The following is a 15,371-nucleotide window of genomic DNA, read 5'->3' as shown; positions in this document are numbered from 1 at the left end:
TTCTTTCGTCAAGACATCAAATAGATTGTCACAGGTTTCTAATCCAGACACCCGCCATCTCAATCCAATTGGCCACTTCAGGTTGCAAAGTCAATTCGTTATCTCTTTTCTTTGTCTCTTCGATTCCAAGTGATAAACCATGTACCCCCTTGGGATAAATGTGCATTTCCAACGAAACTTTATTTTTCATAAGTGCTTCGGCGAACATAAAACTATTTTCAACAGGTACAGTGGTATCTGTATGGGTGTGCCATAGGAAGGTTGGTGGAGTTTGATCTGTTACCTGTTTTTCTAGTGAGACTTCATCTAAAAGCGCATCATATTTGTCCCCCAACAATGCAGCGAAAGAACCTTTGTGAGCATGCGTCCCAGACGTAATAACCGGGTAACTTAATAATATTCCATTAGGTTTTATCTCCTCGTTTGAAATCCCTAAAGCCTCAGCTAAAAAACTTTTATTCCAGAAAACACCTAAACTTGCTGCTAAGTGACCACCAGCGGAAAAACCAGCGGCAATGACCTTATTTTTATCAACATGCCACTGTTCAGCATTTTTTCTGATAAGTGCTACCGCCATTGACAGTTCTTCCAAAGAGGTCGGAAAAACAGCCGGACGAACACTATATCTTAAAACACATGCGTTAAATCCCATTGCATTCATTCTAATCGCAATCGGCTCAGCTTCTCGATCGGATGTAAATTCATAGCCTCCTCCAGGACATATGATGATCGTTGGACGCTTGCGACTGCTATCAATATCTGGTGAGTTATTTAATATATATGTATACAGTTTGGCATTCGAATGCTCTGTACGAATATCGATTATTTCATGTATCAATTTTAGTTCCTCCTGATTACTTACTTCCATTATGCAGTTATTACTACAGAGAGAAGCACCAATCCATGCTCCCCCTATATAATAAGATACATTTTACTCCATTCAAATTCAATTTTCCTCAAAAAAATCCTCATCAGAACGAGCTATCTGACAACCCCTAAATGGAATGAGGTCAAAGGTGTTTGGTTTTTCCAACAAAGTACAGACAGGAATTCCATAAAAAATAATGCCTGACCCCAGGTACTATTATTGGGTCAGGCAATTAATTTAATATCAGCCAGATTTTATGTAATTTATGTATTCTTATTCAATCTGATTTCTCACTTTAAATCTTTTTGTCATAATAATATAGCCACGAAAGAACGTATTTTTTCAAATGAAAACGTTTATATGTATGAAGTTAATTGCCTTTATGTAATCCTCATATTTTAAAAAACAGTCGCTTTAAAACTATCTTATGCTTCTAAAATCGCAACATTCATGAATTTTTCAGTTGTTAATGAAATTTGTTCAAAAGTAGTGTTTAGTTCTTCCATACTTGCAGAATGTTCTTCTGTGAATGACGCTATTTGATGAATTGAGTGATTGATTTGTTTGATAGTGTTAGTAAGTAAATCAATTCTTTCTTGAATGTCATTAACTGCATTCTTGCTTTGGTCGCCCATCTTTCTGATTTCAGAAGCTACAACAGAAAAACCCTTTCCATTTTCTCCTGCTCTTGCTGCTTCAATCGCTGCATTTAAACCTAATAAATGAGACATTGATGCAATATCTTGAATGAATTTTAGGATAGAATCAATATTTTGGATGTTTCCATTCAATTCTTCTGTTTGTGCGCTAATTTCTTGAATACTACTTGCTACATCATTTGAAGCTTGTGTAACCTGTTCAGTTGTCGCTGACATTTCCTGAACCATTGCTGATAATTCTACTCCACCTTTTTGTAAGATTTCACTTTTTTCATTTGAAACAACACTTGTAAATACACCAACTATTTTTCCATTTTCAAAAAGTGGTATTGCAATTGCTGTATATGAAACCCCGAATTTCTCAGCATCACGTTCTTCACGAAGCGTTCTTCCAACTTCTAATACCTTATAAGTTACAGTCCCTTTGAAATCTTCAATGGGTGTTCCTACTTGCAGCTTTAAATCAATTTGGTCACCATGTAAATAACCTATTACTTTCTCAGTATCGAAAATGGCTATACATGAATCTTCAGGTATTGATTGATTAAATATTTCAATGTTATTTAATATTTCAATAAGCTTAGGGCTTGTTGTTAACGTTTCTTCCAGAGAAATCATAAATAATCGACCCGTCTTTCCTATTAATTATCTAGTGCTTTTTCACTGTTAATTATATAGGCGTGTAGAAATATTACAACAAATATTTACTATTTCGAGTATTTAAAACATTAAAAACATAAAAATTAAATAAGTGATCATGTTTGAATGGAATTTCTCAAACAAAGCATTACGGAATAGTACAAAATTTTCTTTCTTAAAAGGAATAAGGAAATAGCATTACTTAAAAAAGACCAAACCCATAAGAGAATTGGATTTGGTCTTTCAATTAGGCTCTTTTCTTAAACTTTGTTGCTAGTTGAAGCTAAATTAGAATGGGATTCCAGTTTACCGATGAAAACCGTAGGAAGTTTTTAAGAAAAGAGCACGATACTGTTGTTATTTCGGGTTTTTAGACTAGGTACGAAAAACAACAATCTATGCGAAAACAGCCTTCAATTAATATGCTATTTACGTTGTTTCTCTACAAAAACGGAACTTAGGTGTTTCCAGCAATCCTTGGTGGTTACCTTTTTCTAGGATGCGATTTATAAGAAAGAACATTAAACTACCAGCCTCTCCCCGCTCCGCCCCCACCTGAAGAACCGCCGCCTCCACCTTTCGAACCACCGCCTCCTCCACCTCTGCCACCACGTAACAAAATGGAAATTAGCAAATAGGTAAGGGTGCCTCCAAAAAACTTAAAATCCAGGGCTACAACTACAACCACAATAATGATAATTAGCCAGGCTGGAATGCTGCTCCCCTGCTTTTCACCCTGCGATGATGGCTGAGGAGTCTGTTGTCCTTTCTTTCCATATTCAGCAAGGACCTCGTTTGCCAATACTTTATAGGTTTCGATAATGGCAATGTTCGGCTGTTGGTTTTTCAGATTGGGAATGGCATAGTCATCAAGAATTCTGCCAGCTTTACCATCCGGAATTCTGCCCTCAAGCCCATATCCCACTTCGATTCTCACTTTGTGTTCTTTCATGGCTAAAACAAGCAATACCCCGTTGTTTTCCTTTTTATTGCCGATTCCGTATTGTCGAAACGCTTCATTCGCAAAATCTTCTATTGTCCGGTCTCCAATAGTAGCGACTGTTAAAACAGCTACTTGCGCTGTTGTTTGATCTTCAACGCTTCTACCTAAATTTAATAATTCTGCTTTTTCATTATCATTTAAAACATGGGCAAAATCCTGAACATAAATGTCTCCAACTGGTGCTGGAATTTGAACATCTTTAGCAAGTGCGTTTCCAGCCAACAGTAATAAGGTGAAAAACACCAATAGAGAGCTGAAGACTCTTCTCGCCTTCATTATCCATTTCCTCCAAAGTCAACCTTTGGTGCTTCCCCTGCTTTAGGTTCCGCTTTAAAATACTCTTTTTGATCAAACCCGGTCATGTTTGCAATAATAGCTCCAGGAAATCTTTTTACTTTTTTGTTAAAAATAGCGACCTGATCATTGTAATCTTTTCGAGCAACTGAGATTCTATTTTCTGTCCCGGCAAGTTCATCCATCAACTGCGTAAATTGCTGATCCGCTTTAAGATTTGGGTAATTTTCAACGACTACAAGCAAACGACTTAAAGCTCCAGTTAGTTCTGTGTTAGCAGTTGCTTGTTCCTGTGGGGTTTTTGCCCCAGCAAGTCTTGCCCGCGCATCTGAAATCGAGGCAATTACTTCTTTTTCATGCGAAGCATAGCCCTTCACGGTATTCACTAAATTTGGAATCAAATCTAGCCTTCTCTGTAGCTGATTTTCAATTTGCGCATATGACTGATTCACGTTTTCCTCTGAATTAACAAAACCATTGTAACTTCCCATCAGCATTAGGCCAAAAACAACAAGCACAGCAATAACTATTCCGGCCCCGATAAATCCTTTTTTCAAAATAACTACAACTCCTTTCCTATCCATACAGTATATATCACAAAAAGGATAACTTTCCATTGTGATGAAGATGGCAGCCAATCCTCAATATACAGTGTATGTCACCGTTTTCTACTGCTCCCTCGATTTTTAATTAAACGTTAATTAGAAATAGTTAACCTAATCAACTAATCGAGGTATAAGAATTTGTAGACTAGTTTTGGATTCCTTGCCTTGTTACTATATCTAAAAATGAAGGTTCATTCAAATTCTTGTAATCCAATATGTTTGAACTTTTCTACATCAAAAAGTCCCAGATCTGTTATTTTTATTTCCGGAATGACTGGAAGCGATAAAAAAGATAATGTTAAAAATGGATTGAACGTTCCTGAAAATCCTATTTGTGTTAATGCTGCATTTATGTTTTTCAATTCATTATAAATCGTTTTGTACTCTTTTCCAGAAATTAATCCAGCAATTTGGAGCGGAAGTGATGCAATGACATTACCATTATTGACGACAACAAGACCTCCATTCATTTTTTCAATCTCTTTAATGGCTACAAACAAATCGGCATCATTTGTTCCAACCGCAACAATATTATGGGAGTCGTGTGCAACCGTTGAAGCCATGGCACCAGACGATATGCCAAAGCCTTTGACAATTCCCATTCCTATATTACCTGTTTGATGATGCCTCTCTACTACTACAAGTTTCAATTGATCATCTAAAATAGATGGTTGAAATAGTCCATTTTCAACTGTAATTCTTTCAAAGCATCTTTTAGTAACCAAATTGTTCGGGATGATTTCAATAATATTGGCAACCTCAGCTGTTAACTTTATTTGTAAGTCCTTTTCCACAAGGTTACCTATTTGAACACTATTGGTTAATCTTGATGGGATTAACGGAGTATCTTCACTAAATGGAAGGCATTCCCCTTTTTCCGCAACCAATTGGCCAGATTTGTAGACTGAATGGATAGACATATCATCCAACGAGTCTAAGAGAAGGAAATCAGCATCATAGCTAGGGGCAATGGCACCTTTATGTTTCAGTCCAAAACATTCAGCTGCATTTAAGGTTGCCATTTGAATAGCGAGTAATGGATGAATCCCCTCTTGAATAGCTAGCTTTACATTATAATCAACACTGCCCTCGGCTACTAAATCATCCAGGTGTTTATCATCCGTTACAAATAAACATCTGCGCGCATTTTTTTCATTTACTGCTGTTAATAGCTGCTTCATATCTCTAGCCGCTGAACCTTCTCTTAGCATCACATACATACCTCTTTGCAAACGTTCAGTTACTTCCTCAGCATTGACACATTCATGATCGGTCCGAATTCCTGATATCATGTAAACATTGATTCCATCCGGATTCACACCTGCAGCGTGTCCGTCTATACATACGTCTCGGGCCATAGCGTCTACTATTTTATTCATCATCTCATCCCGAAAATGGAAAACAGAAGGATAATCCATTACTTCACCTAAACCAAGGACAAGTTCGGATTCATAGAATGGGGCTAGATCCTCTGCAGTTAACACAGCACCAGAATTTTCAAAAGATGTCGCCGGTACACATGATGGAAGCATATAATAAATAGTTAAGGGGTTGTTTTTTGAATGATTAATCATATATTGAATGCCCACAGCACCCGCTACATTTCCAATTTCATGGGGATCTGCAATAATAGTCGTTACTCCATGGGGAAGAACCACTTTGGCAAATTCATGAGGAGTTACCATGGCTGACTCGATATGTACATGCCCATCAATCAAGCCTGGGCATATATATTGATTGGATGCATCAATCACTTTTTTTCCTTCATATTGCCCAATCCCAACGATGACTCCGTCCGTAATCGCAACATCTGCTTCAAAGGTTGTTAAGGTAAATACATCTACTATTCTACCGTTTTTTATCACAACATCCGCTGGTACATGTTTTGCAGCAGCAGAAGACCGCCTTTTTAAAGAATCTTTATTTATTTTCATAAATATCGCCCCCTTTTAGTCCTTTATTTAATTGTACGAGCAGGTATGAGCAATAAGAACACGCCTTTTGCTGTCGCAACCACCTATTTTCCATCTAAAAAGACAACGGAACCAAAGCGCCCCATTGTCTCCATTCAAATAGTTAATGTCCACTGATGATGAAATGAATGATGAAAGCGATACTAATAAAATACATGATCCAATGCACTTGCTTATGTTTACCAGTAGCAAGCTTTAGAATTGTATAAGAGAGAAATCCAAATGCCAAACCTTGAGCGATACTGTAGGTTAAAGGCATTAAGATAATCGTTAAAAATACAGGGATAACATCTGTGTAATCATCAAAGCTAATATGTTTTATTTCAGTTAACATTAGTGCTCCAACGAGTATCAAAATGGGTGCTGTAGCTACGGAAGGGACTAGGAAAATGAGTGGAGCGAATAGTAGGGAGAGTATAAATAAAAAAGCAACGGTTAAGGCGGAGAGACCTGTTCTTCCACCTTCAGATATTCCGGTAGCATTTTCAACGTAGGCATTCATAGCTGTACTTCCAAGTGCTGCACTGCACATTGTAGCAACAGCATCTGCCTGAAGAGCACGATCTAAGTTTTCAATTTTTCCGTTTTCATCCATTAATCCTGCTTTTTTCGATAAACCGATCAAGGTTGCAAGATTATCAAATAATTCTACAATCGTAAACGAGAAAATAACGGAAAATACTCCGTATTCGATTGCTCCTTTTAGATCCATGGCAAAAAGGGTATCAGAAATACTTGGTAATTGAAGAGAGAAAATATCACTTACACTAGTAGGGAAGGATATAAAACCAACAATCATCGCCGCAACCGTTGTAATAAGAACACTGATCAACATAGATCCTTTTACCTTTTTCGCCATTAAAATGGCAGCAACAATAAGCCCAAATAAAGCTAGAAGTGGACCTTTTTTAGTGATATCACCAAGAGCAACAAAGGTAGCATCACTGCTAATGACTATACCTGCATTTTTAAATCCAATAAAGGCAATAAATAGCCCTATTCCAACCCCGATGGCTGACCTTAAAACTCCAGGTACACCGTCAACAATTTTTTGTCGTACCCCTGTAACGGTCAACAACAAGAAAACAATCCCTGAAATGAACACAGCCCCTAGTGCTGTTTGCCAAGTTAAACCTTGACCAAGAACAACCGTATAAGCAAAGAAGGCATTCAGTCCCATTCCAGGGGCGATTGCTACTGGGAAATTAGCCCACAACGCCATAAGTAATGTCGCAATTACACTCGCAAAGATGGTTGCTGCTAGTGCTGCTTCCTTAGGTACTCCTGCATCAGCCAAGATTTGTGGGTTCACAATAATAATATAACTCATCGTGATGAATGTGGTTAACCCAGCTAGTATCTCTGTCTTGACATTGGTTTGTCTTTTTTCTAATTCAAAAAATGAGTTCAGAAAGCCCTTGGTTTGACTTTTAGGCATTTCAGACATACAATTCACTCCTTTTTATTAGTTAATGGTTCAATAAATACATCAAATGTACCACCACAAATCCCGCCATCCTCGTAAAATAATCCTTTCGTAAGGTCTACCGTATGTTGGTCAGGTATCCCCGAATCAATTACCTGAAAGGCCTTTTCGATCACTTCTCCTTCTCCACAACCCCCTCCAATCGTCCCAAAGATTTCACCATCTCTCATAATAATCATTTTTGAACCAACATTCCTTGGTACAGAACCCTTTTTGAGAATAATGGTAGCAAGGGCCGCTGCATCACCTCCTAACCGTAATAAAATAGCTTTTTTGATTATTTTCATGTCATCCACTTTCTCCACCTCTAAATCCTAGTTTTGCTAGTTTGCGAATATCATTACTTATGGAGTGACCTGATTTTTTGTTTTTTACCATTAATATTTCTGCTACTATACTGACAGCGATTTCCGCAGGTGTTTCTGCTCCAAGATCAAGGCCCACAGGTGTATATATATGATCTAAGGAGGTTTCATCAAACTCATTCTTTATCTGCTCAAATACTCCTGCAATTCTCCGTCTGCTTCCAATCATCCCAATATAAGCGGGTGTTTCCTCCCGTTTTAACAATTCCTGTAAGCTCATGACATCGAATTGATGGCCCCTTGTAAGGAGCAAAACCCACGTATTTTCTGAAAGTTTACACTCCCGAAAAAAATCTAGATAGGATTTACAAATAACTTCATTTGCCAGTGGAAAACGACTCTTTCTTGCAAACTCAGGTCGATCATCGATAACCGTTGTACAAAAACCTAACAGTGACGCCATTTGGACAACTGGCACACACACATGCCCCGCTCCTGCAATGATTAGATGGGGAGGTGGGAGGAATATCTCTATAAAGAACTCGACTTCTGTTTGATCCACAGATAAGCGAATACACTTTGTTTTTCGTTTTCGAAAGAGAGATTGGCATAACTCTCTTAAACGATCAGAAAAAATCTCCGTTTCAAGTTGTTCATGATAGAAGCTACCATCCTCCCAAGCTAAAAACTTTTTTCCGAGAAATGTCGAATCTGGATGCGCCGTAATAGTTATTAAAGCGCTTACTTTTTGTCCCTTTAAAGCATCTTTCATTATCTGAAACATCTTAGGACTCATCATCTGCTAACTCTCTCCACTTTTAATTTCTTCTCTTTCATTGCTTGATGGACCCTTTCAGGGGTTGCAGGAAGATGCTTAAGACGAACTCCCACTGCATCATAGATTGCATTGGTAATAGCTGGGATAATTGGAATCATAACCACTTCCCCGATTCCTTTAGCACCAAATGGGCCAGATGGTTCTGGATCCCCTACTGGTATCGTTTCTATGATGGGTGTTTCATGGATCGTTGGAATAATATAGTCTGTTAAATTTCTAGTTCGATGAACTCCATTTTCAATTACCACATCTTCATATAAGGTGTAGCCGATTCCCATGACGGCTCCGCCTTCCGTTTGTCCCTCTAATCCTTGCAGATTAAGGACCCTACCAGCATCAGGTATCGAAACGACATGAAGAACTTCCGTTTCTCCCGTCAGCGTATCTACTTCTACAAGTACCACGTGTGTAAGGTAGCCGTATAAATGATGGGGAGCTCCACCAGAACCTTTCAATTGATTCTTTTCTTTTGGTAGATAAAAATGCCCTTCAACTTTAGCTGAATAATGGTTGTCATACAAAAATTGATAGATTTCCTGATATGTTACGGAAGAAATGGCATGGTTCTTAATTTCTATTTTATTGTCAGCCAATGATACCTTTTCTAAAGGAACTTCTAGCATTTCTGCAGCTGATTCTGTTAAAAGCTTGATCATAAATGGGGCTGCGGTAGCAACTGCTCTCCCACCCGTATATGTTGAACGTGAAGCAGAAATCGTACCACTATCAATCGTTTTTGATGTATCCCCCTGTAAAACAGTTATATTATCTATATCGCAACCTAACATTTCTGCCGCGATTAAGGCATACACCGTTCCATTTCCTCCACCGATTTCTTCGCATCCGACACCAACAGAAAATCGACCGTCAGGCAATAATTCAATCGTTGCTGCCCCGTAATCTGGAATGCCAATTCCCATACCGATCCCATGAAAAGAGGTTGCGATTCCAATTCCTCTTTTTTTCCAGGGCTCACTAGCTTGGGATTTATACGTCTCTCTATTTACCCAAAGGTCACAGTTCTCTGCTGCCTCTAATGTTTTATGTGTCCCTACACTGGATTTTACAATATGTCCCAAACCAGAAATCTCTCCCTGTTGATAAGCATGTGCCCTTCTAACAACAATAGGAGAAATGCCTAATCGCTCTGCTATGATATCGATATGAGTTTCGATCCCAACACAAACCTGATTGACTCCAAATCCTCTAAAAGCTCCCGAAACCCCATTATTTGTATAGACACAAAATCCTTCTAAATCAATATTTGGAATTTTATATGGGCCACATGCGTGTTCAATGGCTAGAGCGATGACAGCATCTCCCAATGAAGCATATGCACCCGTATCGGCAACAGCTCTTACCTTATGGCCAATAATGGTTCCATCATTTTTTACAGCTGTTTTGACCTCTACCTTGAAAGGATGGCGTTTAATTCCGGCTTGAACAGACTCTTCTCTTTTTAAGTGAATCTTTACTGGGCGACCATTGGTATGAAAAGCCAATAAAGCTAAGTAAATTTGAACGGTAATTTCATCTTTTCCTCCAAATCCCCCTCCTACGGGGCTAGAAACGACACGAATTCGATCGGGATTAAGAGCTAATGCACGAGCAACCTGAAGTCGATCACGAAATGAATATTGTCCAGGGCAATAGATACTGAGTGAGCCATCCTTTTCAACCATCGCCCACCCGCCTTCTGTTTCAATAAAAGCATGCATTTGCCTTGGAGAAATAAAGGTGTTCTCCAGGATAAAATCAGCTTCCTGAAAGGCTTTTTCCACATCACCATTTTTAATTTTCACATGGCTATAGGTGTTTCCACTTGGATGAAGCTTGGGTGCAGCTTCCGTCATCGCATATTCAGGATCCGATACAACTTCAAGTTGGTTGTATTCCACTTTAATTAAGGAAAGGGCTACCTCAGCTATCTCTTCTGTTTCTGCCGCTACTAACGCGACTGCATCCGACGTAGTTCTAACGAGATCCTCACATAATACGGGTTGGTCAGGATCGACAATGCCAAACCCATTAAATCCCGGAATATCTTTGTAGGTAAGAACAGCTACCACACCAGCTAAAGCTTCAGCTTCTTTTGTATCAATCTTTACTATTTTTGCATGTGGATACTTCGCGCGAAGCACTTTACCCCAAACCATATTTGGAAATTGGAGATCCGTCATATATTTCAGCTCACCGGTTGTCTTTTCCGGCCCATCTACTCTAGGAATTCTTTTCCCTATATATTTCCATTCCTCCTGATTCATCTTTCTTCCCACCTTTTCATTAAACGAAACAAGCCTCGTTTTAGAAGTGCTTTTGCCATGTCTCTTCTATAACCAGCAGACGCCCGTATATCTGATATCGGCATGACTTCCTTCCAAGCCATTTCCCCAATATTTTCTATCATTTCTTCATCTAAGTTTGCTAGAGTTAACATCGACTCACACTTTCTGGCGCGAATAACAGTTGGACCAACCGAGCCAAACGCTATTTTTCCACCTAAGCACTTTCGATTCGCATCCATTTGAAGAGAACAAGCAACATTTACAATGGATATGGCTTGCGACTTCCTTGGGCCAAGTTTTTCAAATATACCTAGTTCATTTTCCGTTTGTGGCGTTATGATAATCTTAGTGATCATTTCATTAGGCTTCATATCGGTCTTTCCTGGCCCAAGAAAAAATTCTTCTACCGGAATAACTCGTTTTCCATTCAATGAGGATAGTTCTATTCGTGCACTTAATACGTAAAGAGTCGGAATAAGATCACCTGCTGGAGAGGCTGTTCCCACATTTCCACCTATCGTTCCCATATTTTGAATTTGAGTGGCACCTACTTGTCGGGCCGCTTCAACGATCAAATCCGCTTTCTCTCGTATTAATGGAGAACGAATCAATTCAGTATGGGTGCATAATGGACCGATTTGTATTTCGTTTTCAACTTGTTTAATAAAGCTCAAGGAATGAAGATCTTTACTATTGATCCAAACCGAAGGCCTGAAGTGGCCATCCTTCATTCTAACAACTGCATCTGTCCCGCCCGCAATCAAGCGGTACTCGCCCCTGTTTTTCGCCAATATTTCTAAACATTCAAGGACTGATTTTGGCGTTATAACATCTATCTCAGAAACGTTCATTGCAATTTAATCCCCTTTCGAAAAAGCCTTCTTCGTAATCCTTTGGAGAATTAAAATTATATAACACAGAACGGTCTTCAACATTCAGTTCATTTATCTCATTTTTCCACTTATGTAAAACTGCCTTGAGACCGTTTGTTTCTTCCTTAATTCGCAACAAGTCTTCTACTAATTCTGTTGAAAACAAAATAGGATGCCCCCGTTTCCCATTGTAAACAGGGATGATGATTTTACTTTTTGTTTGAACAAAATGATTGATCATCGAATCTAGTAATAATTGGTTCACAGGCTGGTCGACTGAGATAATCATGATACAGTCAGTGCCCTCTTTAATAGAAAGAAGCCCTTTTTTAATTGATTCTGTTTTCCCCAATTCAAATTGCTCATTAAAGACAAAATGGACAGAAGTATTCTCAAAGTACGGAATAAGTTTCCTTGATTGATAGCCTAACACTGCTACCAATTGATCGACCTTCGATAGTCCCAATTGGCATAGCTGATGTTGAAGTAATGTCATTCCTTCCCATGGTAAAAGTGATTTTAAACAACCCATTCGAGTTGATTTTCCAGCTGTTAATAGAATGGCAGCACATTTAACCATGTTTTACTTCATCCATCGAAAATTGCATCTTTGCCGCGGTTTCCACAGCTTTAATAATTTTCGTATAACCTGTACATCGGCACAAATTCCCTCCAAGGGCCTCTTTAATATGCTCCTTTGATGGAACCTCATTAATATCATTTAAGAAAGATTTCGCGGATACGATAAACCCGGGAGTACAATAACCACATTGTGCGGCCCCCTCTAAAACAAAGGCATGTTGAAGAATATCCATATTTTCCGTTGTTCCTATACCTTCACAGGTGATAATTTCCTTATTTTCCGTTTGACTAACCATGAGGAGACATGAACAAACTGGTTGGTCATCTATCAACACCGTACAAGACCCACACTCGCCTTTCCCACAACATTCCTTACTTGCTGTAAAACCAATATCATCCCTGAGAACAGCTAATAACGTTTTGGCTGGGTGGCAAATGACTTCCCTTTCTACTCCGTTCACACGCAAATGAAAAGTTTTTTTCACCTTAATTTCCTCCATTTCCTCGAACCTCTATTACTTTTTTTCAAAATATATGCATATAAAATAAACAGCATGTCTTTTTGAAAAAATATAGTTTCAAATTTCATAAAAATTATTAAATAAAGATTAAAAAAGTTTGGTATTTATTAATACAGCCTGAATATTAATGATAATAAGCTATTCCTTTGCTTAATAGAGGCATTTGGGACATGCTTCAACGGTTTTACTAGATTCATTATTAAAAAGTGGAGGTATTGATATGGATTTAATTTTAAAAGACGCAAACATTCCCCAAGGTGATCGGCAGGTTTTAACAAACATTTTAGTAGATGACGGCAAGATAACCGGTTTTGTTAGTAACATTACTGGTTTACAAGCTGATAGAGTTATTGACTGTCAAGGAAATTTAGTTGTCCCTGGGTGTATCGATCCTCATACCCATTTTATGGATCCTGGCTTTACACATCGTGAAACATTCGCGACCGGAACCCGTGCAGCTGCCGCTGGTGGATTAACTACTATTATTGATATGCCTTGCTGTAGCAAGCCATCTGTTCGGGATAAAGATAGCCTTTATAAAAAACTAGAACCAATTAAGGACCAAGCCTATACAGATTTTTGCTTTTGGGGTGGGGTTACTGGTGAAGATGTTCGCGAAGGTTTGTTAGACAATGTCTTTCCACAAATTGAAGAAGGAGTAGTTGCATTTAAGGTGTATATGACTCCATCTGTTCCAACTTATCCAAAGGTTAGCGATGGTGAAATGCTAGAAATTTTTAGAAAATTAGCGCCAACAAACATACCTATTGGGATCCATGCAGAAAATTATGATATTTGTACCTTCGATACTGAAAAGCTGAAAAAAGCTGGGCGTTTAGACGGGCCAGCGTGGGCAGAGGCACGCAGCTCTCTTGCTGAAAAAGTTGCGATTCAGTTAATTATTAGCTTCGCAGAAGCAACAGATGCACGTGTACACATCGTTCATATGAGTACGAAAGAAGGAGCGGAATTAGTACGCGAAGCAAAAAAACGCGGTGTGAGAATCACTGCAGAAACTTGCCCGCACTATTTAACGCTAAATGCACAGGACGCTATGACTGAAAGAGGTTCGTTTGCCAAAATTGCTCCTCCATTAAGAGGAAAAGAAGACAATTTGGTTCACTGGCAATCACTTGCTGATGGAACAATCGATTTCGTTGGAACAGACCATGCTCCATATGAAATTGCCACAGAAAAGGCTGCTGAGGGTTCAAATATTTGGAACACCTTCCCAGGTATTCCTGGGGTAGAAACAATGGTTCCAATTCTTGTTAGTGAGGGACTAAATAAAGGTCGTTTATCATTATCAAGATTTGTTGAAGTAACTAGCCGCAATGCTGCCATTCACTATGGAATCTATCCGAAAAAAGGCTCGATGGAAATCGGTAGCGATGCTGATTTCACGATTATTGACCTTAATCGTGAGTACACCATTGATGAAGAGAAAACAGAATCCATGTGCAAATACAATCCACTACATGGCTTAGAGTTAAAAGGGAAACCCGTTCAAACAGTGATTCGTGGAGAACTTGTTTACGATGAATTTAATGGCGGTATTGTCGGTGAAGCTGGATATGGCCAATTCGTAACACGACAAAGCATCCAACGTCTCGATCGTGCATTGAAATACGAAAAGTATTAAACCATCCAGACTATAGCTACTAAAATAAAGAAAACTCACCGATTGGCAAGCCCCTAAGGGCGATGTCAGAGGCGTAGTTGCCCTTATGCGCTAGCAGAATTTATGGATATAAATTCTGCTTAGCCAAAAAGAACCTGTGTTATCACAGTCTAAAAGAAACTAAAAAAAGATCAAAACGAATAAACTTAGGAGGCCTTTCTATGGAATTACGCGGAAAAAAACACGCGATAGTTGTGATTGATATGTTAAATGATTTTATTAGTGAAAACGGAGCTCTTGTTTGTAAAAACGGAGTAAAGATTGTTCCTCAAATCCGTCAACTCCTTGATTTTGCACATGAAAACAATATTCAAGTCATTCATGTTCAAGAAGCTCATCGTCAAAAAGATCGAGATTTCCGTGTACGCCCTATTCATGCCATTAAAGGAACATGGGGCTCAGATTTTATCCCTGAGCTTCAACCAGAGCAAGACAAAGGAGACTATGTTGTCCAAAAAAGACGTCATAGCGCCTTCAGCTATACCGACTTTGACCTTTTCTGCCGTGAAGAGGAAATAGATACGCTCGTTTTAACAGGTGTTTGGACAAATGTTTGTGTGAGAAGCACAGCTTCTGACGGTCTATATCATGGATATAATATTATTTGTGTTTCTGATGCTACCACCTCACAAGATGATGACATGCATGTTTCTGGACTAAGAGATATCGATATTTTTGGAGATATCATGTCTGTTGAGGAATATACAACACTTGTAAAAGAACAACTCTCCCAAAATCAAAATGTATAAATTTCTGATGT

At 38.7% G+C, this 15,371-nt stretch carries 14 protein-coding genes; 2 read left to right on the top strand and 12 right to left on the bottom strand.

All coding sequences use genetic code 11. The features are described from left to right. Positions 1 to 28: 28 nt before the first annotated feature. From RCG20_RS19560 to RCG20_RS19505, 12 genes are all read right to left on the bottom strand, one after another. Positions 29 to 838 (bottom strand): alpha/beta hydrolase, encoded by an 810-nt coding sequence (locus RCG20_RS19560; protein WP_308181806.1) that lies wholly within the window; start codon positions 836 to 838, stop codon positions 29 to 31. A gap of 455 nt (positions 839 to 1,293) precedes the next feature. Continuing rightward, a complete protein-coding gene (locus tag RCG20_RS19555; protein ID WP_308181805.1) occupies positions 1,294 to 2,145 on the bottom strand; it encodes a methyl-accepting chemotaxis protein in 852 nt (283 codons plus the stop codon). 547 nt (positions 2,146 to 2,692) lie between these two features. After that, positions 2,693 to 3,445 (bottom strand): TPM domain-containing protein, encoded by a 753-nt coding sequence (locus RCG20_RS19550; protein ID WP_308181804.1) that lies wholly within the window; start codon positions 3,443 to 3,445, stop codon positions 2,693 to 2,695. After that, entirely contained in the window at positions 3,445 to 4,047 is a 603-nt protein-coding gene (locus RCG20_RS19545; protein WP_308181803.1) for a LemA family protein, read from the bottom strand. Before RCG20_RS19545 ends, RCG20_RS19550 begins: the two co-directional genes overlap by 1 nt. Positions 4,048 to 4,259: 212 nt before the next feature. Continuing rightward, the gene (ade, locus tag RCG20_RS19540; RefSeq protein ID WP_308181802.1) at positions 4,260 to 6,002 is read right to left on the bottom strand and encodes an adenine deaminase; all 1,743 of its coding nucleotides are present in this window, start codon (positions 6,000 to 6,002) and stop codon (positions 4,260 to 4,262) included. Positions 6,003 to 6,144: 142 nt separating this feature from the next. Further along, positions 6,145 to 7,488 (bottom strand): NCS2 family permease, encoded by a 1,344-nt coding sequence (locus tag RCG20_RS19535; protein ID WP_308181801.1) that lies wholly within the window; start codon positions 7,486 to 7,488, stop codon positions 6,145 to 6,147. Positions 7,489 to 7,493: 5 nt separating this feature from the next. Then, positions 7,494 to 7,814 carry an XdhC family protein gene (locus RCG20_RS19530; RefSeq protein WP_308181800.1) on the bottom strand — a complete coding sequence of 107 codons (321 nt, stop codon included), beginning with the start codon at positions 7,812 to 7,814 and terminating at the stop codon, positions 7,494 to 7,496. Position 7,815: 1 nt separating this feature from the next. After that, on the bottom strand, positions 7,816 to 8,616 hold the full coding sequence (locus tag RCG20_RS19525) for an XdhC family protein (RefSeq protein WP_308181799.1): 801 nt from the start codon (positions 8,614 to 8,616) through the stop codon (positions 7,816 to 7,818). Between the two features lie 11 nt (positions 8,617 to 8,627). Then, entirely contained in the window at positions 8,628 to 10,934 is a 2,307-nt protein-coding gene (locus RCG20_RS19520; protein ID WP_308181798.1) for a xanthine dehydrogenase family protein molybdopterin-binding subunit, read from the bottom strand. Then, the gene (locus RCG20_RS19515) at positions 10,931 to 11,806 is read right to left on the bottom strand and encodes an FAD binding domain-containing protein (RefSeq protein WP_308181797.1); all 876 of its coding nucleotides are present in this window, start codon (positions 11,804 to 11,806) and stop codon (positions 10,931 to 10,933) included. Before RCG20_RS19515 ends, RCG20_RS19520 begins: the two co-directional genes overlap by 4 nt. Then, positions 11,793 to 12,407 (bottom strand): nucleotidyltransferase family protein, encoded by a 615-nt coding sequence (locus RCG20_RS19510; protein WP_308181796.1) that lies wholly within the window; start codon positions 12,405 to 12,407, stop codon positions 11,793 to 11,795. Before RCG20_RS19510 ends, RCG20_RS19515 begins: the two co-directional genes overlap by 14 nt. Beyond that, positions 12,400 to 12,894, bottom strand: coding sequence for a (2Fe-2S)-binding protein (locus RCG20_RS19505; RefSeq protein ID WP_308181795.1), 495 nt, complete (start codon positions 12,892 to 12,894; stop codon positions 12,400 to 12,402). The genes RCG20_RS19510 and RCG20_RS19505 overlap by 8 nt, the downstream gene beginning before the upstream one ends. Positions 12,895 to 13,150: 256 nt before the next feature. Between RCG20_RS19505 and RCG20_RS19500 the strand changes: the two genes are divergently transcribed. Continuing rightward, positions 13,151 to 14,572, top strand: coding sequence for a dihydroorotase (locus RCG20_RS19500; RefSeq protein WP_308181794.1), 1,422 nt, complete (start codon positions 13,151 to 13,153; stop codon positions 14,570 to 14,572). 200 nt (positions 14,573 to 14,772) lie between these two features. Beyond that, positions 14,773 to 15,360, top strand: coding sequence for a cysteine hydrolase family protein (locus RCG20_RS19495; RefSeq protein WP_308181793.1), 588 nt, complete (start codon positions 14,773 to 14,775; stop codon positions 15,358 to 15,360). Positions 15,361 to 15,371 lie beyond the last annotated feature (11 nt).

This window comes from Neobacillus sp. PS3-40, assembly GCF_030915485.1.
GTDB lineage: Bacteria > Bacillota > Bacilli > Bacillales > Cytobacillaceae > JAUZPL01.
The sequence above is the reverse complement of the archived record's forward strand: the minus strand, read 5'-3'. Positions and strand labels throughout refer to the sequence as shown.

Bases quoted from the DNA above. Each gene is read 5' to 3' on its own strand.
- RCG20_RS19555 (WP_308181805.1), bottom strand. From the start codon at position 2,145: ATGATTTCTCTGGAAGAAACGTTAACAACAAGCCCTAAGCTTATTGAA.
- RCG20_RS19550 (WP_308181804.1), bottom strand. From the start codon at position 3,445: ATGAAGGCGAGAAGAGTCTTCAGCTCTCTATTGGTGTTTTTCACCTTA.
- RCG20_RS19545 (WP_308181803.1), bottom strand. From the start codon at position 4,047: ATGGATAGGAAAGGAGTTGTAGTTATTTTGAAAAAAGGATTTATCGGG.
- ade (WP_308181802.1), bottom strand. From the start codon at position 6,002: ATGAAAATAAATAAAGATTCTTTAAAAAGGCGGTCTTCTGCTGCTGCA.
- RCG20_RS19535 (WP_308181801.1), bottom strand. From the start codon at position 7,488: ATGTCTGAAATGCCTAAAAGTCAAACCAAGGGCTTTCTGAACTCATTT.
- RCG20_RS19530 (WP_308181800.1), bottom strand. From the start codon at position 7,814: ATGAAAATAATCAAAAAAGCTATTTTATTACGGTTAGGAGGTGATGCA.
- RCG20_RS19525 (WP_308181799.1), bottom strand. From the start codon at position 8,616: ATGTTTCAGATAATGAAAGATGCTTTAAAGGGACAAAAAGTAAGCGCT.
- RCG20_RS19520 (WP_308181798.1), bottom strand. From the start codon at position 10,934: ATGAATCAGGAGGAATGGAAATATATAGGGAAAAGAATTCCTAGAGTA.
- RCG20_RS19515 (WP_308181797.1), bottom strand. From the start codon at position 11,806: ATGAACGTTTCTGAGATAGATGTTATAACGCCAAAATCAGTCCTTGAA.
- RCG20_RS19510 (WP_308181796.1), bottom strand. From the start codon at position 12,407: ATGGTTAAATGTGCTGCCATTCTATTAACAGCTGGAAAATCAACTCGA.
- RCG20_RS19500 (WP_308181794.1), top strand. From the start codon at position 13,151: ATGGATTTAATTTTAAAAGACGCAAACATTCCCCAAGGTGATCGGCAG.
- RCG20_RS19495 (WP_308181793.1), top strand. From the start codon at position 14,773: ATGGAATTACGCGGAAAAAAACACGCGATAGTTGTGATTGATATGTTA.